Origin of the sequence: Desulfovibrio cuneatus DSM 11391 (assembly GCF_000430005.1) — a bacterium.
Classification (GTDB): Bacteria; Desulfobacterota; Desulfovibrionia; order Desulfovibrionales; family Desulfovibrionaceae; genus Frigididesulfovibrio; species Frigididesulfovibrio cuneatus.
Genome location: NZ_KE387019.1, coordinates 117,320 through 142,701 on the forward strand (window position 1 = coordinate 117,320; position 25,382 = coordinate 142,701).

The 25,382-nt window shown below is 54.3% G+C and carries 28 protein-coding genes and 1 tRNA gene; 7 read left to right on the forward strand and 22 right to left on the reverse strand.

All coding sequences use genetic code 11. The features are described 5' to 3' along the window. Position 1: 1 nt before the first annotated feature. From G497_RS0115540 to G497_RS0115555, 4 genes are all read left to right on the forward strand, one after another. Positions 2-1,495 carry an ABC transporter ATP-binding protein gene (locus G497_RS0115540; RefSeq protein ID WP_034638257.1) on the forward strand — a complete coding sequence of 498 codons (1,494 nt, stop codon included), beginning with the start codon at positions 2-4 and terminating at the stop codon, positions 1,493-1,495. Positions 1,496-1,642: 147 nt separating this feature from the next. Continuing rightward, complete coding sequence (locus G497_RS18670; protein WP_084516368.1) at positions 1,643-2,623, forward strand: cation diffusion facilitator family transporter; 981 nt, start codon at positions 1,643-1,645, stop codon at positions 2,621-2,623. 472 nt (positions 2,624-3,095) lie between these two features. Next, positions 3,096-3,893: a 2-amino-3,7-dideoxy-D-threo-hept-6-ulosonate synthase gene (locus G497_RS0115550; protein ID WP_027188837.1), complete on the forward strand. Its 798-nt coding sequence runs from the start codon at positions 3,096-3,098 to the stop codon at positions 3,891-3,893. A gap of 5 nt (positions 3,894-3,898) precedes the next feature. Then, positions 3,899-4,936, forward strand: coding sequence for a 3-dehydroquinate synthase II domain-containing protein (locus G497_RS0115555; RefSeq protein ID WP_027188838.1), 1,038 nt, complete (start codon positions 3,899-3,901; stop codon positions 4,934-4,936). 142 nt (positions 4,937-5,078) lie between these two features. Here the strand turns inward: G497_RS0115555 and tgt are convergent, their stop codons facing one another. The 3 genes from tgt to G497_RS19480 form a co-directional block, all read right to left on the reverse strand. Beyond that, positions 5,079-6,239, reverse strand: a complete 1,161-nt coding sequence (gene tgt / locus G497_RS0115560; protein WP_034638260.1) for a tRNA guanosine(34) transglycosylase Tgt — start codon at positions 6,237-6,239, stop codon at positions 5,079-5,081. Positions 6,240-6,346: 107 nt separating this feature from the next. Next, positions 6,347-6,916 (reverse strand): ribonuclease H-like domain-containing protein, encoded by a 570-nt coding sequence (locus tag G497_RS0115565; RefSeq protein ID WP_027188840.1) that lies wholly within the window; start codon positions 6,914-6,916, stop codon positions 6,347-6,349. 265 nt (positions 6,917-7,181) lie between these two features. Then, complete coding sequence (locus tag G497_RS19480; RefSeq protein WP_051258211.1) at positions 7,182-10,064, reverse strand: response regulator; 2,883 nt, start codon at positions 10,062-10,064, stop codon at positions 7,182-7,184. 361 nt (positions 10,065-10,425) lie between these two features. Here G497_RS19480 and G497_RS18680 point away from each other — a divergent pair, with 361 nt between their 5' ends. The 3 genes from G497_RS18680 (at position 10,426) to G497_RS20420 (ending at position 12,127) form a co-directional block, all read left to right on the forward strand. Continuing rightward, entirely contained in the window at positions 10,426-11,163 is a 738-nt protein-coding gene (locus tag G497_RS18680) for a DVU0298 family protein (protein WP_156908145.1), read from the forward strand. A 219-nt stretch (positions 11,164-11,382) separates the two neighbouring features. After that, a tRNA-Pro gene (locus tag G497_RS0115600) sits at positions 11,383-11,459 on the forward strand. 392 nt (positions 11,460-11,851) lie between these two features. Beyond that, on the forward strand, positions 11,852-12,127 hold the full coding sequence (locus tag G497_RS20420; protein WP_169727022.1) for a hypothetical protein: 276 nt from the start codon (positions 11,852-11,854) through the stop codon (positions 12,125-12,127). Between the two features lie 95 nt (positions 12,128-12,222). Here the strand turns inward: G497_RS20420 and G497_RS0115615 are convergent, their stop codons facing one another. The 19 genes from G497_RS0115615 to G497_RS19490 form a co-directional block, all read right to left on the reverse strand. Continuing rightward, positions 12,223-12,468, reverse strand: a complete 246-nt coding sequence (locus G497_RS0115615) for a hypothetical protein (RefSeq protein WP_027188842.1) — start codon at positions 12,466-12,468, stop codon at positions 12,223-12,225. A 6-nt stretch (positions 12,469-12,474) separates the two neighbouring features. Continuing rightward, positions 12,475-12,690, reverse strand: a complete 216-nt coding sequence (locus tag G497_RS0115620; protein WP_027188843.1) for a hypothetical protein — start codon at positions 12,688-12,690, stop codon at positions 12,475-12,477. Positions 12,691-12,721: 31 nt separating this feature from the next. Next, positions 12,722-13,063, reverse strand: a complete 342-nt coding sequence (locus G497_RS0115625; RefSeq protein ID WP_156908146.1) for a hypothetical protein — start codon at positions 13,061-13,063, stop codon at positions 12,722-12,724. A gap of 150 nt (positions 13,064-13,213) precedes the next feature. Then, positions 13,214-13,522, reverse strand: a complete 309-nt coding sequence (locus G497_RS0115630) for a hypothetical protein (protein ID WP_027188845.1) — start codon at positions 13,520-13,522, stop codon at positions 13,214-13,216. A gap of 189 nt (positions 13,523-13,711) precedes the next feature. Continuing rightward, on the reverse strand, positions 13,712-14,911 hold the full coding sequence (locus tag G497_RS0115635) for a bacteriophage T4 gp5 trimerization domain-containing protein (RefSeq protein ID WP_027188846.1): 1,200 nt from the start codon (positions 14,909-14,911) through the stop codon (positions 13,712-13,714). Then, positions 14,896-15,597 (reverse strand): hypothetical protein, encoded by a 702-nt coding sequence (locus G497_RS0115640; RefSeq protein ID WP_027188847.1) that lies wholly within the window; start codon positions 15,595-15,597, stop codon positions 14,896-14,898. The genes G497_RS0115635 and G497_RS0115640 overlap by 16 nt, the downstream gene beginning before the upstream one ends. Further along, entirely contained in the window at positions 15,598-16,161 is a 564-nt protein-coding gene (locus G497_RS0115645; RefSeq protein ID WP_027188848.1) for a baseplate complex protein, read from the reverse strand. Beyond that, on the reverse strand, positions 16,158-17,090 hold the full coding sequence (locus G497_RS0115650) for a hypothetical protein (RefSeq protein ID WP_027188849.1): 933 nt from the start codon (positions 17,088-17,090) through the stop codon (positions 16,158-16,160). The genes G497_RS0115645 and G497_RS0115650 overlap by 4 nt, the downstream gene beginning before the upstream one ends. A gap of 9 nt (positions 17,091-17,099) precedes the next feature. Next, positions 17,100-17,531, reverse strand: a complete 432-nt coding sequence (locus tag G497_RS0115655) for a hypothetical protein (protein ID WP_027188850.1) — start codon at positions 17,529-17,531, stop codon at positions 17,100-17,102. A gap of 11 nt (positions 17,532-17,542) precedes the next feature. Beyond that, positions 17,543-19,297, reverse strand: a complete 1,755-nt coding sequence (locus tag G497_RS19485; RefSeq protein WP_051258213.1) for a phage tail-collar fiber domain-containing protein — start codon at positions 19,295-19,297, stop codon at positions 17,543-17,545. Positions 19,298-19,306: 9 nt separating this feature from the next. Further along, positions 19,307-19,948 carry a phage tail protein gene (locus G497_RS0115665; RefSeq protein ID WP_051258214.1) on the reverse strand — a complete coding sequence of 214 codons (642 nt, stop codon included), beginning with the start codon at positions 19,946-19,948 and terminating at the stop codon, positions 19,307-19,309. A 1-nt stretch (position 19,949) separates the two neighbouring features. Continuing rightward, entirely contained in the window at positions 19,950-21,152 is a 1,203-nt protein-coding gene (locus tag G497_RS0115670) for a baseplate J/gp47 family protein (protein ID WP_027188852.1), read from the reverse strand. An 11-nt stretch (positions 21,153-21,163) separates the two neighbouring features. Continuing rightward, complete coding sequence (locus G497_RS0115675) at positions 21,164-21,490, reverse strand: DUF2590 family protein (RefSeq protein ID WP_027188853.1); 327 nt, start codon at positions 21,488-21,490, stop codon at positions 21,164-21,166. Continuing rightward, on the reverse strand, positions 21,490-23,295 hold the full coding sequence (locus G497_RS18690; RefSeq protein WP_051258215.1) for a phage tail tape measure protein: 1,806 nt from the start codon (positions 23,293-23,295) through the stop codon (positions 21,490-21,492). The genes G497_RS0115675 and G497_RS18690 overlap by 1 nt, the downstream gene beginning before the upstream one ends. Before the next feature lie 26 nt (positions 23,296-23,321). After that, on the reverse strand, positions 23,322-23,441 hold the full coding sequence (locus G497_RS20880; RefSeq protein WP_439328865.1) for a DUF6890 family protein: 120 nt from the start codon (positions 23,439-23,441) through the stop codon (positions 23,322-23,324). Between the two features lie 65 nt (positions 23,442-23,506). Next, positions 23,507-23,767, reverse strand: a complete 261-nt coding sequence (locus G497_RS0115690; protein WP_027188854.1) for a putative phage tail assembly chaperone — start codon at positions 23,765-23,767, stop codon at positions 23,507-23,509. A 42-nt stretch (positions 23,768-23,809) separates the two neighbouring features. Next, entirely contained in the window at positions 23,810-24,190 is a 381-nt protein-coding gene (locus tag G497_RS0115695) for a hypothetical protein (protein ID WP_027188855.1), read from the reverse strand. After that, a complete protein-coding gene (locus tag G497_RS0115700) occupies positions 24,190-24,780 on the reverse strand; it encodes a hypothetical protein (protein ID WP_027188856.1) in 591 nt (196 codons plus the stop codon). The genes G497_RS0115695 and G497_RS0115700 overlap by 1 nt, the downstream gene beginning before the upstream one ends. Further along, positions 24,777-25,349, reverse strand: coding sequence for a pesticin C-terminus-like muramidase (locus G497_RS19490; RefSeq protein WP_051258216.1), 573 nt, complete (start codon positions 25,347-25,349; stop codon positions 24,777-24,779). Before G497_RS19490 ends, G497_RS0115700 begins: the two co-directional genes overlap by 4 nt. Between the last annotated feature and the right edge of the window lie 33 nt (positions 25,350-25,382).

Consider the following 25,382-nt stretch of genomic DNA (forward strand, 5'->3'; position numbering starts at 1 on the left):
TATGCATACAACGCAGCCCTTGGTGAGTCTTGAAGGCATTTGCAAGTCGTTTGGCCCGGTAAAGGCCAACAACAATATTTCCCTGAACTTTTACCCCGGCCGCATCAAGGCCCTGTTGGGGGAAAACGGGGCAGGCAAAAGCACCCTTATGTCCATGCTGGCAGGTAGCTTGCAGCCCGATGCCGGCACCATTCGGGTGCTGGGCACGCCTGTGCGCTTCACTTCCCCTCGTCATGCCCACAACGCGGGCATTGGCATGGTGTACCAGCATTTTAAGCTGGTGGATTCCATGACCGTGGCGGAAAACGTGATGTTGGGGCAGGAAGACGGCTTTTTGTTGCACCCGGCAAAAATGTATGCCTCCATTGCCACGCTGGCCCGCACCTATGGCATTGAAATTGACCCTGCTGCACGGGTGGAAGATCTTTCCATGGGGGAGCGGCAGCGGGTGGAAATTTTAAAGCTGCTGCGCCGGGAAAGTTCGGTGCTGATTTTTGACGAACCCACCGCGGTGCTTACCCCCAAGGAAACGGAGCAACTGTTCTATGCCTTCCAGCGCATGGCAGCCCTGGAAAAATCCATTGTGTTCATCAGCCATAAACTGCAAGAAGTAATGGAAATAGCGGATGAAATTGCTATTTTGCGCCGTGGGGAGGTGGTGGAAGAGTTTGACCGCGAAAGCGTGCCGGACAAAACCACCCTTGCTTCGCGCATGATAGGCCGCAGCATGAACACGGAAATGCACCGCCCGGCTCTTGCCCCAGGGGAAGAAGTGGTGGTGGTGGAAAACCTGGAAGTGAAGGGCTTGCAGCCTCTTTCCTTTTCCTTGCGCAAAAGTGAAGTGCTGGCCATTGCCGGGGTGGCGGGCAACGGACAAAAGGAACTGGTGGAAGTGCTGGCCGGGCTGTGCGCCCCGCGCCAGGGCAACGTGCGCCTGCTGGGTAAAAGTTGGAAGGAGTTTTTCCCCACTCCGCCCAAGGTGAACGGGCTTGCCTATATTCCGGAAGATAGGCAAGGTATGGCCACCTGCCCAGACCTTTCCCTGGTGGATAACCTGCTGCTTACCAGCCGGGAAATTTTTACGGAAGGCATGCTGCTGCAACGTTCTGCCGGACTTGCCGCGACATTGCAAATTATTTCCCAGTACGATGTGCGCCCCGGCAACCCCCAGGCTTCCGGGCGGTCCCTTTCCGGGGGGAATTTGCAAAAGCTGGTTATTGGCCGGGAACTACTGCGCCAGCCAGCCGTGATTATTGCGGAAAATCCCACACAGGGGCTGGATATTGCTGCTACGGAAGATGTGTGGGCGCGGCTTTTGGAGGCGCGCCAGCATGCGGGAATTTTGCTGGTGACGGGGGATGTGAATGAGGCCCTGCAACTGGCAGACCGTATTGCTGTGATGTATCGGGGCAAGTTTGTGGATTGCTTCCCGGTGACTGATGCCGTGAAAGTAGCACAGATCGGGTCTATGATGGCTGGGGTGGCCTACCGCTAGAAAACGCTTTAGTGTTTTGATTTGTGCCCATAGGGCAAACAGGCCTAGGCATCGTGCCAGCTCACTGCCCGTGTTTTTCCACGCATTTCGCGTGGATAATGATCGTGTTGTCAAACAGAAGAAATCAGTATTTCCAAAGGGAAAAGCATGCGCCAAGAACATGCCGCTTATGAAGAGAGCCTGCGACAAATCCGGGAAGTTTCCTACATTACGTGGGTTGGTTTCTGGGTAAACGTCGTTATTTCTGTGCTGAAGATTGTTACCGGGTTTTTGGGCAACAGCCGCGCCGTTGTGGCAGATGGTGTACACAGCCTTTCCGACCTCATTACCGATTTTGCCGTGCTGGTGGGGGTGCGTTTTTGGGTTGCCCCGGCGGATGAAGCCCACCCTTATGGGCACCAGCGTCTTGAGTCGCTTGTAACTTTTATTATTGGGGTGGTGCTTGCGGCTGCGGGCCTTGGCATTGGGTACGACGCCCTTATGCGCATGGGTGAACCACGGGCAAGCGGGGCGGTGGGTAGTTTGGCTGCCCTTGGGGCTGCGCTGTTTTCCATACTCAGCAAAGAGTGGCTGTACCACTGGACGCTGAAAAAGGGCCGGGCCATACGTTCCCCGGCGGTGGTTGCCAATGCCTGGCACCACCGTTCCGACGCCATTTCCTCCATTCCCACAGCCGTTGCCGTTGCCGTGGCCATGTGGCTGCCTTCCTTTGCTGTGGTTGACCTTGTGGCAGCCCTTCTGGTGTCTGGGTTTATTGTGAAAGCCGCCTGGGACATTTGCAAGCCTGCCGTGGAAACGTTACTGGACAAAGGGGCCGACGCACACACGTGTGATCGCATTGTGGCTTATGCCCTAACGGTGGAAGGCATACAGGAGGTACATAACTTGCGTACCCGTTACCTTGGTTCCGCCCTGAGCATTGACATGCATGCGGCAGTGAACGGCGACCTTACCGTGCGTGAAGGGAACGAGCTGGCCCACCGCCTGGAAGATATGTTCTATACCCCTGCGGCAGAACAGGCCATTGGCATTGTTGTGCATGACGCCCTGGTGCACATTGACCCGGCAGGCGCGGAGGAGACAGCCGCCCCCGGCCCAGAGCATGGTGCCGAGGGCACGCACGGGTAATGCCCGTGTAACCACGTTTGTAAGAGACAGCGAGAGCGTGAACAGGCAATGCCATGCAGCGATACGGACATTTTTGGAGTGCTGTATTGGACAACGTATTTTCCTAAAAAAGCTATTGACATCTCCCCTGTTTTTTTACTAATGTCGATTCAGGAAATTAACCAAACAGGAAAATTATGCACAACTCTCTCTCCCCGCGCTCTTGGCGTTTCACCACAGCAGTAGAATCCGTATTCTTTTACGGTTTCTTCTATTATGGTTTTAGCCAGTCCTGCGGTGGGGTGAGCGCTGTGTAACTTTTTTGCAAAAGTAACGTGCCACCGGGCCGCAGGCGAATTCGCCAGCGGCCCGTTTTTTTTCGCTGGTGAAGGAATGTTGGGCAACAGGGACGGTTGGCGTATTTGAGGAAGCACTGATTTATCAGCGTTTCCATAATGTGGGGGGCCCTTCCCCAAAACACTAGGAAGGCAGTATGCACATCGGCAAATCAATTCGTACGGAACGGCTTATGAACCGCAACACGGGGAAATGTATTATTGTGCCCATGGACCACGGTGTTTCCGTTGGCCCCATTCCCGGCCTTGTGGACATGCGTAAAATTGTGAATGAAGTGGCGGAAGGTGGGGCAGATGCCGTGCTTGGTCACAAAGGCCTTGCCCGTTGCGGGCACCGCCGGGGTGGGCGCGACCTGGGCCTTATTCTGCACCTTTCTTCCAGCACCGACCTTTCCCCGGAACCCAACGCAAAAACCCTTACCGCCAATGTGGAAGATGCCATTAAAATGGGGGCAGACGGTGTTTCCATTCACGTAAACCTTGGCGACCCGACAGAAGCCAAAATGCTGGGCGACTTCGGTCAGGTTGCGCGTGATGCGGAAAACTGGGGCATTCCCCTGATGGCCATGGTATACGGCCGTGGCCCCAAAATTAAAAACAGCCTTGCCCCGGAAGTGGTTGCCCACTGCGCCCGTGTGGCGGTGGAACTTGGCGCAGACATTGTGAAAGTGCCCTACACAGGCGACATGGACTCCTTCGCCCATGTGGTGGAAGCGACCTGCGTGCCCATTCTTATTGCTGGTGGGCCAAAAACAGACACGACCCGCGAATTCCTGCAAATGGTACACGATGCCATTAAGGCCGGGGCCGCAGGGCTTTCTGTTGGGCGCAACATTTTTCAGCATCCTACGCCGCGTTTGCTCGTTTCTGCCCTTTCCGGCATTGTGCATGCAGGGTGGAGTGTTGACCAGGCCATGGCTATGGTGGGGGAATAACCGCCGTGCGTACAGTGCTTTTTAAAGCGGTCCCTTTTGTGAAAGAGGAAGTAACCCTTGCCTTGGAGTCTGGGGTGGACGGCCTGCTTGTGCCTGCTGCCCAGGTGGCTTCCGCTGCCAGCCTTGCCCGCACCCAGGTTATTGCCTGGGAAGATGTGGCAGACATAGCCTTGAACAGCAAGGAAGATGAGGCCGATGCGGCTGAGGCCCTGGATGCAGGCCGCCTTGTGGTGCTGCGCCAGGGGTGGGAAATCATTCCTGTGGAAAACCTTCTTGCCCATGTGCAAGTAAAAGGGCGTGGTTCAAAGCCTGTCCCTCATTCTAGCTCCATCTCTGGTAAGCCAGCCCTGGCAGGCCTTGCCCTGGAAGCTGCCACACTGGAAGAGGCGCACCTTGCCATTGGTATTCTGGAAACAGGGGTAGACGTGGTGGTGGTTCCCCCGGCAGGGGTGGGCCACATCAAAGAGCTGGTTGCCAGCCTGAAAAGCGATACCCCTACCATGCCCCTGTGCGAGGCACGCATTACGGAAATTCGCCCCGTGGGCATGGGCCACAGGGTGTGCGTGGATACACTTTCCGTGTTCAGCAAAGGCCAGGGCATGCTAGTGGGCAATTCTGCTGCTTTTACTTTTTTGGTGAATGCGGAAACAGAAGCCAATGAATATGTGGCTTCGCGCCCGTTCCGTATTAATGCCGGGGCTGTGCATGCCTATGCCGTGATGCCGGGAGATACAACCACGTATCTTGAAGAAGTGCGGGCTGGCAAGGAAGTGCTGGTGGTAAGCCACACCGGGGAAACCCAGGTGGCGGTGGTGGGCCGGGCCAAGGTGGAAAAGCGGCCCATGTTGCTATTACGCGCCCAGTGCGGCGGGGCAGAAGGGGCCGTGTTCCTGCAAAATGCGGAAACCATACGCCTGGTAACCCCGCAGGGGGAAGCGGTGAGCGTGGTGAACCTGAAAGTGGGGGATACCGTGTTGTGCCGCACTGATGTGGCAGGCAGGCATTTTGGCATGCGCATTGAGGAAGAAATAGCCGAGGTGTAGCCAAAAACAAGGCGCTGGTACCGCAAGTACCAGCGCCTTGTTTTGTTTTAGGAGGGTGGAAGTTGCTTATTACGGCGCGAAGACTTGTGCGGCATGCCGCCGCCCTTTCGTCCTATTTTCAAGGGTGGTCGTTGAGGAACCCCTACACTATGGTACTTGCCAATTCATCCGCGTACAGGCTTTCAATGTGGCTGCGGTAGCTTGCAAAGGTGCCTGCTTCAATGGCTGTGCGGGCGCCGCGCACCAGGTCAAGGAAGTAGGTAAGGTTGTGCAGGGAATTCAAGCGGAACGACAGAATTTCTTTTGCCTGGTACAGGTGGCGCAGGTAGGCGCGGGAAAACGTGCGGCAGGTATAGCATGAGCATGCCGGGTCCAGCGGGCCGTCGTCTTCGGCATATTCTTTGCGCTTGATGTTTATTTTGCCAAGGCTTGTGTACAGGGTGCCGTTTCTGGCATTGCGGGTGGGCAGCACGCAGTCGAACATATCAATGCCATTGGCAATGCCTGTAACAATATCCAGCGGTGTGCCAACCCCCATAAGGTAGCGCGGCTTGTGCGCGGGCAGCAGCGGTGCCGTGTGGGCCAATAGGGAATACATAAGGTGCTTTGGTTCCCCCACTGAAAGGCCACCAATGGCAAAACCGTCAAAGTCGTGTTCACACAATTGCTGGACGGAAGCGGTGCGCAAATCAGGAAAAAAGCCGCCCTGAGTAATGGCAAACAACAGGTTTTTGCCGGCCCCTTTGGGGTAAGCAGCCCGTGCCCGCAAGGCCCAGCGGGTGGTAAGTTCTATGGATTTTGCCGTGGCATCATAGGGGGTTTCATACGGAATGCATTCATCCAGCACCATCATGATATCCGAATTCAGGTTGCGCTGAATGCTGATGACCTTTTCCGGCGTGAACATATGCTTTGAGCCGTCCAGGTGGGAACGAAATTCCACACCGTCTTCACTGAACTTGCGTAGCTCTGAAAGGCTGAAGGCCTGGAAGCCGCCACTGTCTGTAAGTATTGGCTTGTCCCAGGCTATAAAGGGGTGCAGGCCACCGCGCCGGGAAACCAGTTCGTCGCCGGGGCGCAAATACAGGTGGTAGGTGTTGCCAAGAATAATTTCCGCCCCAAGGGCGTTCAAGTCGTCCGGGGCAACGGCTTTTACGCTGCCCACTGTGCCCACCGGCATAAATATGGGGGTTTGCACCACACCATGGGCAGTAACCAGGTGGCCCCGCCGGGCTGCGCCGTCAGTAGCGGTAATGGTGAATGTACCGGGTGCCTGCGGGGCTGTTTCGTTTGTATATGTCATAATAATCCATTTACTGTGTTATTGCGCGGTGCGGCGGGGTGCGCAGCGCTTGCCGCTGCATCAACGTGTTTGGGTGCCGTGGCAGGCTTCTGCACGTGAGCGTACAGCTACCACAAGGCCGGAACACTGGCAACTATACCATTTTTGCGCATATAGCGCACAAAGCCATGTTCTTTGCCATGCAGGTAAATATCGCGGGTAATGGCCACATCTTGCTGGCAATATTCACCAATTTCCTGTGTTTTCCCTTCCTTCCACCAGCGCAGGGCTTGCAAACCATCAGCGCTTTTGGGGGCACCCAGGGTGGCAGTGGCGACGCTTTCCAGGGAAACACGAAAGCCCAGGGCCGCTTGCAGATGGTGCAAAATATCAATGCTGTTGAGGCGGGAAAAATGCAATTCCGGCGCGTGGGGTTGCAGTACCGTGTAGTCAAAGCGCAGGGTGTTAAACCCCACCACCACCCCGGCAGATGCCACCTGCCGGGCCAGGGCAGGTGTTTCTTCCTGAGTATACCAGGTAAAATCACGGGTGCGTGAATCATACACCACAGAAAGGCTTATGCCCATAAGGTGGGCGCTGCCCCAGCCCCCCACTTCCTGGGCAGAACGGCGTGTTTCCACGTCCAGCACCACAAATGAATCTTCCAGCAGCGAACGCTGCACTCCTTCAATCACCATGGCTTGCTCTCTTTATGGCATGTGGGGCACCCACATTGTTGTTTATTCTTTGGGGGAACGCCCCGTTATTAAGACTATTGCACAATAGTCTTATTGCGCCTTCCCGCAGGGAAGATGTTCCAAAAAGCACGCAACATGGAGTTTTGCACTGGTCTTGTACTGTTGCCAGCAGGGGAATGCATTGTGCCTGCTTGCAGGGAAGAAGTCTTCACCCTGTAAGCAGGCACATTGCATACAGTGGTATGCGTGTAAAGCCGCGCTGGAGCTAAGCCTGACCGCCGTTTTTCACCGTGTCAATAATGGCAAGCAGGTTATGCTTGCTGTACGGCTTGGAAAGGAACGCGGTGCAGCCAGCTTCCATGCTGTGTGCCTTAAAGGCCGGAAGCACGTGTGCCGTTTGGGCCACAATGGGAACGGGCGGAACGTCTGCTTCAGATTCCAGGGCGCGCATAATGCGGGTGGCCTGGTAGCCATCCATGTTGGGCATTTCCATGTCCATGAATATGATATCGTAGCGCTTTTCCTTGAAACGTTCAAGCCCTTCAAGCCCGTCTGCGGCTTCGGTAATTCTGTGGGGGGTGCCGCGCAGGTACAAGGAGAAAAGCAGACGGTTGTGGGCGCTGTCTTCCACCAGCAAAATGTCCAGGGCTTCCCCCTGTTCTTGTGTGCTAGCGTCCTCTTCACCTGTGCCAGCCACTTCATCCAGCACCAGCAAGTCCAGTGGTTTTGCGGTGTCTTCCTGTTCCATCATGCCTTCAGCAAGGTTGCTTGATGAAGAGCGGGATGTTTCAAGGGGGGTAGAGGGCAAATCTTCCACAATGCCATACTGTGCAGCCAGCCCGCGGGAAATGGCTTCGGCCTCTCCTGTGGGTGCATCAGAGGAACTGTTCAGGTTGTTGGCCTTGGTGATGGTGTAGAGATCGGTTGCGGCAGCCGTAAAGTCAAAGGGGGCAATAATTTGCAAAAACCGCTCGTTATTGCTGGCAGAAGCCTGCGGAACGTTGCCATTCAGCCGTTGGGTAAGGTACTGGATAACGGAGAATTCTTGTTCAAATTCCAGCCGTTGCGAGCCAGCAGGCGTTCCTGGTTCTTCAATGGGGTCCAGCGTTCCCGCAGAAGCGGAAGCGGCAAGGGTTTCCAGGTCAGGTGGTTCTGTTTCGTCTGTGCGGTCTTTTTCCCAGGAAATGGTAAAGATAAGGCTTGGCGTGGCAGAAGCGAACCCTTCTATATCTGCCCGCACAGCAAGGCTGATAAGGCCCTCTGTTTCGTCGCGCAGAATAAAAAGCAGCGAGCGCAGCAGGGTGTGGCGCAAAAGGGGTGCAAACGACTGCACGGCCGTGGGGGTGTCTTCTGCAATAATGCACTCAAATTTGAGGGACTTATCAAGCAGGGCAGGGGCAATTTGGTATTGCAGTTCGTCCAGAATGCGACGCAGGTTCACGGTGGTGCTAACAATTTTGGGTTGGTCTGCCTCATACAGAGCCAGCTCGTAAATGTCTTTGAACACCGCATTCAGGGTGGAAACACCCAGGCGGCGTTCTTCACGCGGGGCGCTTGCACTTTGCACAGACTGCTGTGTGAAATGGGTGGAAGGGGAGCGCACCGGCAACAGGTAGGAAAGCACTTGCTTGCTGGCAGAAGCCAGCAACAAGGCAATATTTGCGCGGTCATTTTTGGCTTGAGTATATTTTTCTTCCAGGGTTCCCAGTTCTTCTTCCTGGCTTCTGTCCAGCAGGAAGCCTTCTATGGGCAAGCGTTCTTGTGCTTCAAAGGCGGCAATGCTTACAATCCAGAACGAACACACAACACCGTTATGTGTTGCAAGGTCCACAGGGTGGCGTACCCCCGGCTTTTCACGCAGGGCGTTCAATATGGTGTGAATGTCTTGATCTTTCGGGAAAAAGTCAAACAGGCTGGCATGTTCTGTAAGGAGGTGTACAGAAGATTCATAGCCCAGCATGCTGGCAAGGGTCTGGTTGGTTTGCAAAAGCTTGCCGTCTGGCGCACACCGGAAAATGCCCAGGGGTGCGCTGTCAAAAAAGCGTTGGTACTGTATGGCAATGTTGGTGTTATGTGCTTCGCCAAACTTGTTTTTCAGTTTTTCTGAACGCCGTGTGCTGAAAATGCGGGAAGGGGCCCCATGGTTTTGCAATGCAGGCAAAAAGGCGGCTTCAGCTGTTGGGGCCATGGCAGAGGAAGGTATATCCGTGCTTTTTTTCAGCAGGCCCAAAAGGAAGCAAATAAAGCCAATGGCAATCATAAAAGCGCTTGCCAGGAACAGGTTGGTACTTTCCAACGTAAAAGGGGTGCCCAGCACAGCAAAGGAACCCACCTCTTCCCCCAGCGCGCTTGGCAGGGCAATAAGGGAAATGGTGTACTCGCGTGAGGGGTCAATGCTGCTATGCAGGCTGGAAGCAAGCCCAGGGGTGATGGTGGCGGAAAGGTTTTTTCCATTGGCAACGCCAAGGGTGCCAGGAAGGTCGGGCTGCACTTCAAGGCGCAGCTTGGCAGTTTCTTCTGTGGGAAGCACCACCACGTCTGCTATAATATATTGCTTTAATTGGCGCAGAATGCGCGCGTCCATGGGCACAACAGCCACAAGGCTGCCCGCCTGCTGGCCGGGCATGGCCGCAGTGGCAATAAGGTATAGCCTGTCGCCAAGCCACACAAAGCCTTCTTGGGGGTCTGTGGGGGTGGTTTGGCGAAGAATGTTGGTCATTTCATCAGAGCGCATAACCAGTGTTTCAAAGGCGCTCATGCCCTCTTTATCATTGAGGGGTTTTTTTACTTCACGTTGCAGCTTATTGTCTTTAGAAAAAATGAGTACTTTTGCTGCTGGCCAGTTTTGTAAAAACAGGGTTGGTTGCCAGCTTTTGGTGGCAGCGGTGCTCAGCCGGGAAAATTCTGTACCCATGGCCTGGGCCCAGGTGGTCACCTGGCTCCTGGTTTTATTCATAAACAGAATGATTGCGCTGGTGCGCTGCTGCACATCTTCCGCTTGGGCCTGGCGCAGGGCTTGGTGTTCCGAAACAAGCATGCTTATGCCAACGGTTAACAACAGCACACCAAAAACAACAAGGGGAATATTGCGTTTCCCTTTTGGGGGTAGTGGCGCAGAGTGGTGGGGGGATTGAGGAGCTTCTTGCATGGAAAGCCTACTCGCTATATTGAAAAAGAGTGTTAACGCATGAAGCGTTGGGTCAAATCAAAAAGGGAAATAATTCCCGCCTGGTGCAGGCAACGTGCCAGGGCTTTTACTGAAAATGGCATATGGGCAGGGGGAGTGCCTTGGCGTGTAACCTGTATGCCATATAAGGGAAACGGAATAAATCAACGTTTCCATAAAAGACTATTTATGCATGCGTGGCATTCATTGTTGTCTTTAAGAATATCTGCTAAGGTGCCACAATGTAACATACAGTCTTTTCGGCAGTTCTTTTGTATCCTTAAGGGAACATACAAGAAAAATACAAGAGATGCAATGGGTTTTGCAGCAAGAGGTGTTCACAATGAGTTCATTTCGTAAGCATAAATTAGAGTTGCAGGAAGCCCTGCAAAAAAACAATTGGGCAGACTATGTGGCAAGCCTTTGCCACAATGCTTCAAGCACCAAGAAGGCGATAAATGCTTTGCTGGGGCTGTTGCCACGGCCGGAAGTGCATTGGCAGGCCGCAGGGGGGCTGGGCATTGCTGTGTGCACCCTGGCCACCTTTGGCATGGAAGACACCCGCATTATTATGCGCCGCCTTATGTGGAGCATGAATGAAGAATCGGGTAACCTTGGCTGGGGTGTGCCACAGGCCATGGGGGCCATTGTGGGCAAAAACGACACCCTGGCCGCAGAATACGGCAATGTTCTGCTCTCCTATATGCACGATACGGGTGGTGAAGATAATTTTATTGAATACACACCCTTGCGCCGTGGGGTGTATTGGGCGGCGGGCAGCCTGGCCCAGCGCCACCCGTTGCAGGTGCTGCCTGTTGTGGCTTCCCTGGTTCAGGGCTTTATGGATGACGACACGGAATGCACCGCCTATTCTGCCTGGGCCCTTGCAACGCTGTGCCACGCCCTGTCCACACCCCAGCAACATGCCGTGCAGCAACAGCTCATAACCCTGGGGGTGCACCAGCGCTGCACCGCCCTGCAACAGAATGAAGCTACCGTAACGTTGCTTGTGGGCACAACTGTGGAAACACACACCGTGGAGGCGCTGGCCCAAAACCTGCTGGGGTGCTTTGGGGAATAACATATGCACCAGCGGTGCCTTGCCATAAACCTAACGGACGATAGGCTGCGGGGCTTTCCTTCCCCTTATGCGGGAGAACACTTTGAGGGAACGCCGCAGAAAATATGCAAGAAAATGCAGTTTCTCCTTGCATCTTTGCTGGCTGTGCGCTAAATGATTCCCTGCTGACGGGGTTCCCAACCCCGCCCCCTGGTACCGGAATGGCGGTGCAGCATGTGTCGGAGCGTGGCGCAGCTTGGTAGCGCGCCTGCTTTGGGAGCAGGATGTCGCATGTTCGAATCATGTCGCTCCGACCAGATATTTCAACGGGTTACGTTAAAAGCGTAACCCGTTTTTTCGTTTAGGGCATACATTTAGGGCATACATTAGGGCATACAAAAGGGCAGAACACGCGGTTTTTTCCCTTTAAATGGAGTTTTTGGTGCCATTTTTTTACTATGGGTAAAAATATTTTTAAGTTCATTGTTGAAAAATAAAAGTCAATGTATCCGGTGTGTTGTCTGTTTTTTTCTGTTTTTTAAAAGTGCGAAGTCCTTGCATTGTCTTGCATTCTGTTACGTTTTTTGCAAAGCCCCCCTATCTTTTATATGTATTCCCTAACAGTATTTTACCCCCCTTTGCGGGGCACCCCCTCGTTGCATTTTTTTATTGAAACAGCGCGAAGGTTTGGTGCGGATGAGTGATTTTTTTGGGCTGTTTTCTTCCTGGGCCGGGAAGGGGGGCCTGCTGCCCCGTGTATGCCCCTGCTGCCCGGTGGGGTGTGTTTGCCCCGTGTATGCCCCTGCCTCCATGGTGGTGTCCTGTATGCCCCGTGTATGCCCCTGCATCCATGGTGGTGCTCCAGCGTGCCCCACGTATGCCCCCAGCCGTACCCGGTGGGGTGTGTATGCCCCACGCATGCCCCTGCGTGCCCGGTGGGGGGCTGGGTGCAGGGCGCAAAAAAACCCCACATGGGGGCATGTAGGGCTTTGGTGTGTATTGTGCTGCTGGGGCTTTGGGCTGTTTTGGTTGTATGCAGGGGGCTTGGGGTGGTTGTGGCTATTGGGGGTTGCCTGGGGTTTATTCCATCCCGTATTCCTTGCGCAGCTTTGCCAGTGACCCCAATGCAATACCCATCATGGAGCGTTCCCCGTCACGCCAACGCATTACAGTGCGGGGGGTGGTATTCATTTTGGCGGCAATGGTAGCAATGGGCAGCAGGGTTTTGTATTTTTGGTTGTAGTCCCGCATGAACTGGGCCATGGGATTGTCCCCGGTGGGCACGGTAAGTGGCCTGCCTGCTGTTTTTGGTGCTGGTGTGGTCATTTTGCTCTATTCTTCGTTATTTTCTTGGCTTTCAGTAAAACACACGTCACAAAGCACCACAATTCCTGCCATATCTCCATTGGCAATTACGTGGGTTGCCGCATCGTCACACCGTTCACACTTCACAAGGCCATTATCTACCAGTATTGCAAGGGCTTCGCCTTGGCTGTCGCTCATAATTTCAAAAGTGTTTGTTTCGTCCATCGTAATTGTTGCAGGCATTATATTTCTCCTTGCCTTTTGCGCCGACTGCTTACTGTAACCGATAAATATTTAACCATTCACCCCAAGGGGTACCCGTTTCTGCTTCCACCTCTTTGCCCCTGGCTATAGCCAAATCCATTTGCTTGATTACCAAACCTTCTATTGTTTCTTTTGTGCAGGGTATGTGCATTGCCCTTTGTTCTTCTGCGTTTTTTCCTGCTGGAATCTGTTCCAAAGCGGTGGTTACAGGCTCGGCTATGGTGCCTGTGTGCCCATTATACGATACAAAAATGGAAAGAACACCGTTGTGCGGAACATACGTTTCTTGTTCCTCTCCCCATTTTACCGTTACCATGCCTGTCCCATCTGTCTGTGTAGTGTAATCTCTCATTGTCTTCCCCCCTGTTTCTCGGCGTTGCCCCATGCCCCGCCTTGTATGTTTAGAATATAGTCCGTTGGTCACATATCATCAAGCTATAAAATAAACTTTCCCGTTATTTTGTGGGGGGGGAGGTTCCTCCCCCCTTGCTGCCTTTGGCGCTTACAGCCTTGTTTCAAGTCCCGTTCCAGCGGTGAACACGGTGCAAAGCTGGTCAGAGTAAACGTGTTTTACTTCTGCTATGGTTTTGCACTCCAGTCCCCTTTTGCTTATTTTATAGAAAGTTACTGTGTATTCATCCATGGTGGTCAGCACTACATGCACCCTGTTAATGCCATTTTTGACATAATGCGCACTTTTTGGCAGGTCGAACTGCAAGCCACTGGACAACCCCATAAAATTCTTGGCACCTGTCATTGCCACAAATTTATTCCCGCCCAGTTGCTCGATTACTGTTCCTGCTGTGCCCATGTCCGTGCCCCTTATGTTTTTTGTGTGTGTTGTTCGCCTCGCGTGAATACAATATATGACCAATGGTCACATATTGTCAACAATTATTCCACCAAAAAATGAAAAAAATTCTCCCCCTCTCCCACAACGCATAAAACCGCCAAAGGCGGCTTGCCCATGGCGGTTTTGCTGTTTTTTTTTTGCGTTTTGTCAGTCGGTAATGTCGGCCATAATGTCCCGGTGGCGGGCAAGGTCGTTGGCGTGTGCCTGGCTGCTGTTGGCATTGCTTTGCACGGCTTGGCCTTGGATGATAACCCCCACGTTGGGGTGGTTATGGGTGGCCAGCACATCAAGTGCCCCTTTTATATAGTCCAGGGCTAATTTTATATCGTCCAGCGCCCACAAAAGTTCCTGGTACAGGGAAATGCCGCTTTCTTCATCTTCCCCGCTCCAGCACTTCAATTTTCCCTTGGCGTGCAGGTTAATGTTGGCGGCATCAATATTCTTGTTTCCCCCCACGCTTTCTTTGCTGCTGCCCCCCACGGTTTCTGTAAGGGTGGTGCCCACCTTCAGGGCCATGCTTTTGCCCACGTCCAGGGTGTTTTTGCCTTTTATGTCGGTGCCCTGGTCCTTGGCCACCTTTTCTTCCCGGCCACCGTCCACGGTAATTTCCCGGTTTTGCATTACGCGGGAAACGTGGTCCCCCCCCACTGTTTCCGTGGCTTTTTTGGCTGTGCTGTGGGTGCTTTCCCCCCCTGCTGAAAGGTTGAGGTTGCCCAATGTGCCTACATCGGCCCTTTGCCCGGCCAGCATGGAAAGGAATGTGCCGGCTTCAAATTCGCATTTGCCACCCACAGCCGTAAGGCTATGTTCCAGCACTGTTTTGGCTTCGCTGCCAAGGTTTTTCACGCTTTCCACGGCGTTTACGGTGCGGGAAAGCGATTTTTCCTGTATGGCCGCATCCGTTTCCCGGTGCCAGTTGCCGGCGGCATCTGCCCGCTGGAAAACAGCCGGGGTTTGCTGCAACAGCACTTCCCCCTGGGCAACCTTGGGCAGGTTTTCCCCCATGGGGTAAATTTGCCTAATAATAGGGTGGTCCTGCCTGCCGTAGGCAAAACCCACCACCAGCAACGTACCCGGCGCAGGGAAGGCAAAACTGCCACTTTCCCCCCCTGCCCCCACGGGCACGGGCAAGGGCACGGCGGCATATTGGGGGAATTTTGGGTCTGGCTCATAGTCCGGAGTTAAAATTTCAATATCCACGGCGTACCGGGGCCGGAAGCGCTCTGAACTGCTGCCCTGTTCCGGGCTATCGGCCACCTTTACCACCCGTGCGTAGTGGTCCAGGTGCAGCCCCCCGGCAAGTTCTGGGAAGCTGGCCAGCATGGCGGCTTTTACACTGCGTTGCATATGCTTATTTCCATGGTGTGCCCCGTTAGTTTTATCATGCGTACCCTTTCCCCATTCAGCACGGCCCCAGGGCGCAGGCTGGGCACGGCGGTTACGCTGCGGGTGCCGTCTGCCCGCGCACTGTGGTAAAAATTGTCTGGCAGGTCCAGCCCCGTTATTTTTGCCCAGCGGCAATCGGCATGGCTGCCTACAAATATTTTGCCGTCCCCTTGGGTTAGCCACACATAATCGGGAATGTGGAACACATCCCCCATGTTGGCCAGCCCGTGGGTGCCGCTGCCCACGGCATAAAAGGCGGGCACTTTTGTGGTGGCATAGCCTTTTTCCGGCACAATAAACTGTACCTTTGCGGCCTTGGCATATTCTGCCAGCACTTCTTTAAGGGTTGGGTGGCGCAAGGCCATGGGGTGTATGTGCTGCATTTTGGCGCTGACTTCGCGCACGCACAGGCGCACTTGCTTATCATCCACACGGGTGGAAAGTTTTGGGTCAATGTCGCCCGTAAAAAACAGGGTTAGCTGGGCATCCCAGTGCCAGCCAAGGGAAAATTGCACAGTGCCGGAAAGCATTGTGGGGGAAAGCACTTGAAAAATGGCCCGGCCCGGTTGGGAAAGTTCCAGCACGGTGTTGTCCTGCACCAGTTTTACTTCCTGCCCTGCTACGGTAAGGCGTTTTTGCAGTTTCATTTATTCCCCGCCTATGCCATGTTCTGCGGCCTTGTCGTTCAGGAATTTTAACCCTGATTCAAACCACCCTAGTTCTTTTTGCGGGGCTTCCGCGCCCCCATCCGTGCCCCCTGGGGCACTGCCCACGGTGCTGCCGGGGTTTTGCCCTGCCTGCCCCTGCTTGCCCGGTTCCCGGCCTTCTGCCATTTCCGGCACAGATATATGCTCCTGCAACGTAAAACTAATGTCCCATTGTTGCAGTGAATCATGCTCTTGCACGCGCAACGCCCCGGAAAACGTACCCAAACGCAACCCCGCGGCGTTGGCAGTGGGGTTGGTTATGGCAAATTTTTTGGCGTCCCCCCCTTCCGTAGCCTCTGCCTCGCGCACAAGCTGCGTGAGTTGGTCCTTGTGGATGTAGCGCAAGGAAATATTCACTTCCAGCTTTTTGCCCTTGGTCCCTTTTTTGGCCCGTGCCGTGCCGGAAGTTTCCCCGCTGGCGTCTTCGTCTTTAAGCTGAAAATTCAGGTTGGCCCGCAGGTTGTAGCCCGGTACCCGGAAGTTATCTAAAAGCAAGTAACTCATAACCCAAACCCCTGCTTATAAAACGCGACGCTCCCCGGCGTGCCCTGCCAGCCTACAATGGCGCTGCATTTGTGTGCATCGTCCACTGGTGGCTTGGTTTTGGCCAGTTCCCGCGCAATTTCCCCCCCCGTGCCTTCCAAGTAAAGGCCATGCACACCTGTTGGGCTTCCTTGTAAACTTTGCAGCACTTGCTGCACCCCCTGCATGGTTTTTTGCAGGTTTTCGGCCTGTTTTTGGGCAAATTCGGCAAGGCGCTGGGCCGGGTGTTTTTGGGCTTCCTCGGCGGCTTCCCCCCTGCCCAGCATGGCGGCAATGCCTTGCTGCAAGGCTTGGCCCACGGGTTCCTTTTGCGGGAAACTTAGGCCGGAAGGGGGAAAGCCCCCCCCCTGGGGCTGCACAAATTTTGTTTGTTCAAGGCTGGCCAGGGCAGAAGCCCGGCGCATGGCCTTTTGCAAATCCACCTGTGGGTATACTTGGGTAAAAGCCCCCAAGGCTTGGGCCAAAGCGGCTTGGGTGGGGGCTGCAAACAGCAGGGCCACCAGCCCTTTTTTTTGGGTGGTGTCTTCTTGCTGTGCTTCCCCTGCTTCCGTTGTGGTGGGGGCATGTATGCGGCTGCCCAAGGCTTGCAGGGCTGCTGTGGGGGGCAGAAACCCTTCTTCCCCCCGGCGTTCCCCCACGCCGTACTGGAATGGCGTAAGGGCAAAAAACTGCACAGGCGTGGCCATGGCGGTGGTTGCTGCCTGCCGTGCCTGCCCTGTGTTGCCAAAACTGCCCCCCATGCCGCCTTCAGGGGAAGGAATGGGCAGTTCTTGCAATGCCCCGGCCCCTTGCTGCATGGTTTGCCCCAAAAGTTGCAGGGCAGCCTGCACACCCTGGGCAAGCTGGGCCACCCCTTGCGGGCTGGAAAAAGAAATGGGGGAAAATGCCATGGAGTTGCCTTATTCTGCTGTTTCTAGCAGGGTTTCCAGTTGTTGCCGTTCACACCGTAAATCAATAATGGCGTTCATTATTTCCTGTTTTTTTTGCATGTCTGCTATTTCTGCTATGCCTGCATCCATTGCCAGCAGGGGGCGCAGGGCTTGCAGTTCCAGTACTGTTATTTGTGCATCTATGGCAGCCATGCGTGCCTGCACGGTGTGTTCCGGGGGTGCCAGTTCCCCCACGGGCAGGCCGTAAAAAACCAACGCATCGTACAGCCCTTTTTCCGTGCGTTCCCCCGCTTCATCCACCGGGCTGGGTGGGATTTCCGTTAAGCCCTGGCCCCTGGCCCAGGCATTGGCTGTTTCTGCCGTTACCCATGCGGCTGCTGCGGTAGACCATACGCGCCCGTCTGGCAGTTGCCAGAACCAAGCTTCTTTTACAAAATCCATATTCTAACTCCTTAGGAGTAAATACAATATTGGTTTGCAGGCACCGTGCCCGCAACGTTGCCGGGTAAAAAATTAGCACCCCGTCCGCCGGAATATATGTGCGCTGCTGGCCCCATAACAAAACGGGTGGCCGTAAACGCCCCAGAAAAAGTGGCTAGATACGTGTGACACGTTGTAAATACTGAAAAATCACTAATTGCCACAAAACATTTTGCAGAACCAGCCACTTCGAACGCATCCCATAAAATAGCTACTGCGGCGTAGGCCAACGAGAAAACACTTTCGGTGAAAGCGCCCGAAATTTTTGTGTTGCCATACAATGATATTTCCGCAGACCGTGCGCGGAGACAAATACGAGATGGACCTACAAAGCGGCAACCGATAAATGACAAAGACGCATAGTAATAAGCCCCCACCATAGCAATGGTTGTATCCCCTGCCACTGTTATATTTTTAAAAGTGACGTTCATTGCCGCCAGGGCATAAATAGTGAAGTCATCCCTGCTGGCGGTAATTTTTGTACTGTCTGCATTTTTCCCTTGAAAAACGAGGGAGGTAAACCCCATGCTACTATGTGCACCAATCGCAATAGATTCGTGAAAAACACCTGCACCAATATTTATAGTGGCAGAATATATGCCCATTCCGTTATATTCCCCTAGAATGGCCATAGCACGGTTTATGGTTGCAACCGCGCCTGTTTGCGTATCATCATCCCCACTATTTGTATCATCACCGTATGCCCGAACATAAAGAACCAAATCGGCGGACAAGGGCACCTTCCCAGGCACCCATTTTACTTGCCCCCCTACCGTGGTTAAAATAGTATTTTCCTCCCCAGGTTGTATGGTAAGGGGCACATCCCCTACTAATTCCCCCCCACCTCCAAGCACCCCTTGCGGCACAATGCGGGGTGTTTTTGGGCGGGTGTCTTCTATGCTGCCGTCCCCATTTATGTGGGCCACTTTTTCAACATAGTGCCGTGTTTTTACGGGGGGCTGGGTGGTGTAGTCGGCTTGCGCTTCCCCTTCCGGCACAAACAGGGTTTGCACCACCGTTACTACATCACTGCCTTGCGGTTCCATGCACACGTCTAAATACACGTCACAGGGCAGGGTAGCAGGGGCAACAACCATGGGGTCTTCCAGGGCTGCGCGTATGCCTTCCACATAGCCCACGCCTGGGGTAAAGGCATACATGCTGTCTTGCCGGGTAAAGCGCCAGCCGTCAGCCAAAAACTGGGCACGCCCGTAAATGTCCCGGTTGGAAAGGCGTTCCCGTTCGTCAATGCCCTTCAGGCGCACGGTAAAATCAAGCTGCCACACGGCGGCTTCCACGGTAATGTGGGTAATTTCCTGTGCGCCGGAAAATTCCAGCATAAAGTTTCTGGTAAAGTTGTTGCCCGGTGTGTTTGTGTTGGGGTTGTAGGCTTTTTTCTGCAATGCCGGGAAGGTGGCAACAGCCACCAGCGTGTTGTGTTCCGCGCAGTAAAGCCCTTGCCAGTTAAAGGAAAAATCCCCAATGTCGCTGCCCAACAAGGCAGAATACACCACTTGGTTGGGGTTTACATAAGCCCGAAATTCCGGGGGAATGGCCTGGGTGTGTACCAGCTGCGCTTGTGGCACCACCCCTGTGGTGCTGGGGGGCGGGGTAAAGTCTTGCCCGTCAATATACGCAAACATAAAGGTATCAATAATCAGGGGTTGGCCCTGGGCTTGCAAACGGGCAATAAGGGCCTGCCCCGGCGCTGTCAGTGTTACGCCCATAAAATGCTCCTATTGTTGGGCCACCACAGTTTCGTGGTGGTTGTCAAACGTTGTTTGGGCACGCTTCACGCCCAGGGCTATTTCCACGGCTGCTTTGGCGTATACCGTTGTGTGGTCGTTGCAAAAACACCCGGCAGCCACATGCACGGCTTGCGGAATGCGGGAAATAAAACGGTAGCGCCTGCACGTGCGGCCGTACTCATTTATGATAATTTCCAGCACGTTTTGCACGTCTGGTATTTTTGTGTCGTCCACTGCAATGCCAATCACGTCCCAATCTTGCCCCGGCACCCGTTCTTCCAGCCCCACGGGGCCAAGTTCCAGCCGGGTAAAAATGCGCTGCCAGCCGTCAATACTGCCCGCATCCACCCCGTTTATATAGGCATATAGCACCCGCAGGCGGTAAAAGCGGTCTGTTTCCCCTGGGTAGCGGTCTATGCCGCGCTGCCAGGACAAAATATCCAAAAGCACTTCCGGGCACGTCATGGGGTCAAATTGCTCCACGGCCCAGAATGCCGCCTTGCCCAGCCACCCAAAAAAGGCTTGGGCAGCCCTGGCCAGCACGGTGTTTTTTGCCCCGTCCATCCAGAATGATAGCTTGGGCAACGGCACTTCCGGCACGTGGTTTGGCGGTATAACGGGCTTTTGCATGCTACACCCCCGTGCCCAGGGCAATGGTAAATTCAGCAAGCACAGGCAGGGCAAGCGTTGCTACAATGTCCCCCTGCCTGCCAAATTCAATGCTGCGCAGGTCCGGCAACTGGCTGTGCAGTTCATCCGCTAGTCGGGAAAGGGAAAAACGCCCAAGGGGGTATGTTTTGCTTACATCGTAATTGGTGTTTTGCCGGAAGGCGCAGCGTATGCGGTGTTCCACATCAAACAACAGTTGCTTTTTGCGTTCATCCCCGGCGGCAAGCACGGGGTACACCACCACGTTTAGGCTAATGGGCTGTTCTGTTATGGGGAAGCACTGTAAATCGTCCCCGTGCCCGTGGTTGCCGGATTCGCGCACATAGGTGTTTATAGCGTCCACCATTTCTTGTGGTGGCACACCACTTTCCACCATTATGTGGCAATTTGCGGTGCCAGGGCCGCGTGGCCCGTCTTTTTCAAAAAACAAATAATCCATGCGAATGCCGGAAAATTTAGCAATCAAGCCAGCATAGGCGGCATCGTGGTGCAGTTGGCCCACGGCCTTAAACTGGTTGCGTGCCCGCAGGCGTAGGGGGGTATCTTCTTCCGCATCAGCCCCGGCGCGGGTCAGCCAGTATTCCCCGCCCACAACCCCAATAATGCCGGGAATGGGCTTGGTAAGAATGGAATAGTAACCGGGGCCAAGGTTGTAGGCTTCTCCTTCTTTTTCCGCTTCCACAGGCACTTCTGCCACCAGTGCGCCGTGGGGAATAACGGTTTCCCCCACGGTTTTTACGCGGTACACGGCCCCTTGCAGGGCAGGGCTTTCTATAAACGTGCCGGGGGGAATAGTCAGTTCCCCGGTGCTGTTGGCGCGGGTAAACGTAAGCAACCCCAGGGCCGTTTGCCCGGGCTTGCGCTGCACGTCCACCCCCCAGGCGTACACATCTAAATAAATGCCGCTGGCAAAGCGTAAAAAACTGTTGGGCAGCACATGGGCCACCAGCAGTTCGACAAGCCACAATGCGGGCTTGGTGGCAATGGCAGAAACAAGCCGCCAGAAAGGGGAATACGGGCTTTGGTTGGCAATGGTGTTGCCCTGGGCGGCGTTTTCCGCTTGCCACGCTTCCCGCATTCCCGTTTCCGTAAGGGGCAGGCCTGCCCCTGCCAGCATGCGGGAAAACAGTTCCCGCGCAAATTGTTGTTCTTTCGTTTCCGGCATTGTGGTTCCTATCAATTCGCTTTGCCCAAGGGGGTTTGCAGGTTGCCTAACACCGTATCCGCATACAACCAGTATTCACCCAGCAACGGTTCCACAATGTTGGCCGTGCCGGGAATTATGCGGTAATCCTGTTCAGCCAGCAGGGTAATGGCCACAATGTTTTTTTGCCGGGCCACGGCGTCACGGTTGCCTATAAGTTCCACCAACAAGCCGCTTTCGCGTATGGCGTGCACAAGGTCCTGGGCAATGCAGGCCACGTCATGCACATATTCCGGCGTGCCGGCAGCGCTAATGGCCAAATCATCTTCCGCAATGCGTATATCTGTGTACGTGGCCATTAAAACGCCACCCCAGCCGTAAGCATTAAATCCTCATTGGTTGCGCCAGCTTCCGGCGTTACAAAAACCTCTTGGTGTGCAATATTTATTTGCTTGCCTGTGCTTGTTGTACGGGTGGAAAGCATTTGCTGCACGCCCCCACCTTTGGGTATGTCCACTTGCTTGTGGGCATTTACTGCGGGCATGGCCATGCCGTTTGGCGCGGTGTTTTCCTGCCCCGGCGTTGTGTGCCCGGTAATGTTGGTGGCAATTTCCATGGCGCTGAAGCTTTGCAACTTTGCCGCCATGTCCCCGGCACCGAGATAGGCAAGCCCTTCCCCAAGAAGGCGTAACAACCCTTCTAACGGGGTTAAGGCAGCGGCAATGGCCAGTTTGAACAACTTGGTCCATTTAAAATCGGTAAACAAATCCTTCAGCATGTTCCAGCGTTCCTCAAACTTTTCCATAACCCACAAAATGGGCTGGCCCCAGCTTGTGTCGGCAAAAAAACCTTTCAATTCCTTCCAGTAGGTTATGGCCAGAATAATGCCAACGGGAATAGCCAAAACAAGGAAGGCGATAAGCCCCAAGGGACTTAGAATAAGGCTGAACACACTGGCCAGCACGGTTATTACCCCCAGCACGGCAGCAGTGGCGGCAAGGCCAATAAGCACCATGCCCACAAGGCGGGCAACGCGCGGGTATTTTTCAATCCAGCCGTTCAGCACCTTTAATTTTTCCAGCCCGGCGGTGGTAAAGCGTTCCAGCATAGGCAGCATTTTGCTGCCAAAATTGGCTGTGGTTACGCTAACTCCTGCATTCCAGCGTTGCCACACGTCTGTCATACTGCGGGCCATGGTGCGGGCACCGTCCATCCCCTTAATGTTCCCAATGTCAGAAATATTTGTTTTCAGGGCATCGGTTTTGTTCAACAATAAATTTATCATGGAAACGGCTTCATCACTGCCGAAAGCCTTTTTCAGCACGTCCCCTTCTTTTACGCTAATGCTGTTGCCAAACTTGCCGCGCACTTTGTCCATTATGTCCACAATGCCCAGCATGTTGCCGCTTTTGTCGGTCAGTTTCAGCCCCAGTTCTTTTTGGGCATTGCCCACCCCGCGCAGGAACGCCTTGTACTTTGTGGCCGCTTCCCCGCCCCCCATGGTGGTTTGCAGTTGGCCAAGTACGGCCATTTGTTCTGCGGCGCTTACCCCGGCTGCGGTAGCATCGGCCCCCAGGCCTGTAAATGCTGCGGAAAATTGTTCCCCGTTGGTTTTAAACACTTTAACGGCGTAGGCTGTGCGGCCTGCAAGCTGTTCCACCCATGCGGCCTTGCCCATGGCGTTGGCATCTTTTTCAAACACGCCATACATGGTGCCCATGTAGCCTGTAATGGTGGCTACGTTGGCCTTGGTGCCTTTTGCAAGTATGCCCCCAGCTTGGGTAAAACTGGCCAGTTCCTTGCCCGTTAAGCCGCCAATAGCGCTTTGTATGTCGTAGGCGCTGCGTACAACATCGGTAGCGGCCCCGCCAAAGTCAAAGGCAAAGGAAGTGGACATTTTGCGCAGCTCGTCCAGCCCATCAGCGGCCACGCCCAGGCTTTCCACTTCGCCCAGGGCACGCTTCATTTCAATGGCCGGCTGCATTATCTGCTTTAGGGAAGTAACCCCGCCCCAGGCAGCCATGGCCCCGCCCATCAGGTTGCGCAGCTCACCCCCGGCTTGTTTGCGCATGGAACTAAAGGTTTTTTGCAGCTTGCCAAGCTTGGAACTGGCGGCGTCTTTCACGCCTATCAAAAATTCAAGTTTTTCCAGCTTGGTAGCCACATTATTTCCTTTTTTAAAGGGGCATTTTACCCGCCAAAGGCTTTATTTATTCCGTTGGCAACAGCCACGGCAAAACTGTCCCAATGGTCCTGTTCCAAAAAAAGCGCTTCCCCCAGGGTTGCCGGGGTGGCCCGCTGCCCAGGCAACCACTTGTTGTGGTAGGCGTGTAGGCGGGCAAGGGGGGAATTTTCAATGGCCCGCCTAGCTGCCTCTACTCCCCCAGCGTTACGTTAATATCCGGGGCATAGTTTTCCACCAGCGCCCCCACAAGGTTCAGGGCCATTCCCGGTGTTTCCAGCAGGGTTTTCAGGGCTTCCTTGCTTTCAGCCGCAACGGTACGCATAAGCAGGTTTTTGGCAGGCCCCACTTTTTTGCTGGGTTCCATTTCATCAATAAACTTATCGTAAGCCGCTGCATTCACGTTAAAATGCACGGTAGTGCCGTTGGCAGTAAGGGAAATGCGTTTTTCCATGGTGTTTGTCCTGTATGTTTGTGATTTGCAGGGGTGGCAAGGCTACATGCCCCCCCCACCACCGGGTTTATGGTTTGTCCAGTTTCCGTGTTCATCCATGCCCCCCGGCTGGGGTGGCGCTGCCCCAGGGCCAGGGAACGTGTTGATGGTACGCACCATGCGCTTTTGTATGGCATCAAACACGGGGTAGCCAGCCGCACTGGCAAAGCTAACAATTGCGGCGTTCAGCCCGTCCGGGAAGTGGAAATATTCCAAGCCCCAAAAAACAGAAACGCCAATAAAAACGGAAAGCACCAAATTTATGGCTATCTGTGCCGGGGCCGTAATGCGCCTGTAGAGCAGGTACACACTGCCCCCAAAAAGGCTAATGAACACCGGCAAGGAAATGTCCCGGCAAATTTCTTGGAGCTTGGTAAATGGCATTATTCTTGTCCTTTCCCCATGTGTGTACCCACCTTGGGGCCGTAGTACGCGGCCCCGGCTTCAAGCTGCATGCGAGTTTGCCCCCCATATTCCATAAGGGGCACAACGTATTCCACTAAGTCCCGCCAGGTCACATTGGCCCAGGCGGCGCGGCATTGCCCGGCAAGGGCATGGGTGGTGTTTTGAACAAGTGGGCTGGAAACGGCTTTTCCTGCCATTCCACCCGCGTAACCGCTGCTTTCGGCCCACTGCACGCACAAAGCAGTGCTAACATCAGCAGGCACAGCGGCAGTAAGGTCAATAGTTTTCGCATCAGCTAACCCCTTTTGTAGGCTGGTCATGCCTTTTTTTGTGGTGCTGGCCAGTGTTTGCACCTGTTCTGCCAGTTTGCCTGTAACGGCCACCATTTTGCTGGTGGCGTTGGTGGTGTATTCCAGCGTGTGCTTTGTTACCACGTTGGCCTGCACGGCCTGTTGCGCGGCTGCTTCCGCTTTGGCGGCTTTGTCAATAGCGTATTCAATGGCCTTGCCACCCGCTAACAACAGTCCCACGGCAAGGAAAATGGCGGCAATAATAAGATATTTTTTCACGGGTTCCCCCTTTCCAGGGCTTTTCGTAACAGCATGGCCTCTGCCCTTCGGCGGTTAGCAAAAATGCCTGTTTCCGCTTCCAACATGGCAATGGCACCACCCACATTCCCCACGACTATTTTTTCCACAAATTTTGCCGCCCCGCCGGGCCCCAGGTGGTATTCTAGGCTAACCACCACGGCTTGCACTTCCGGGGTTTGCTGGGCAAAACGGCGCATGGGTACTTTTTTGTCAAACCGGGCGGCTGTGTTGGCGGTGTAAAACGCATGTACGCAACCATCCACCTGGGCCACTTCTTGCGGAGTAAGCACAAGCGGTGCAGCGGCAAGCGTCTGCACGGCGGCTTCCTTTTTCAGCCCCAAATAGGGGGCAAATTTGGTGCAAATGGGGGCAGGTATACCCATGGCGGCAAGACTGGTGGCGTTCTGCTGCCCAAGGTCAAGCCCGGTGGCAATAGTTACGCCGGAAACGCCGATTACTTGCCCGTTCCGGCAGGGCACATACCCCTTGGCAATGCCCTTGCCTTCAAACGCTTCCAGTTTTTTTCGTATAAAATCATGGTCAATCATGTCAGCCCCTTATGCGTGTTGGCGTTTGCGTTG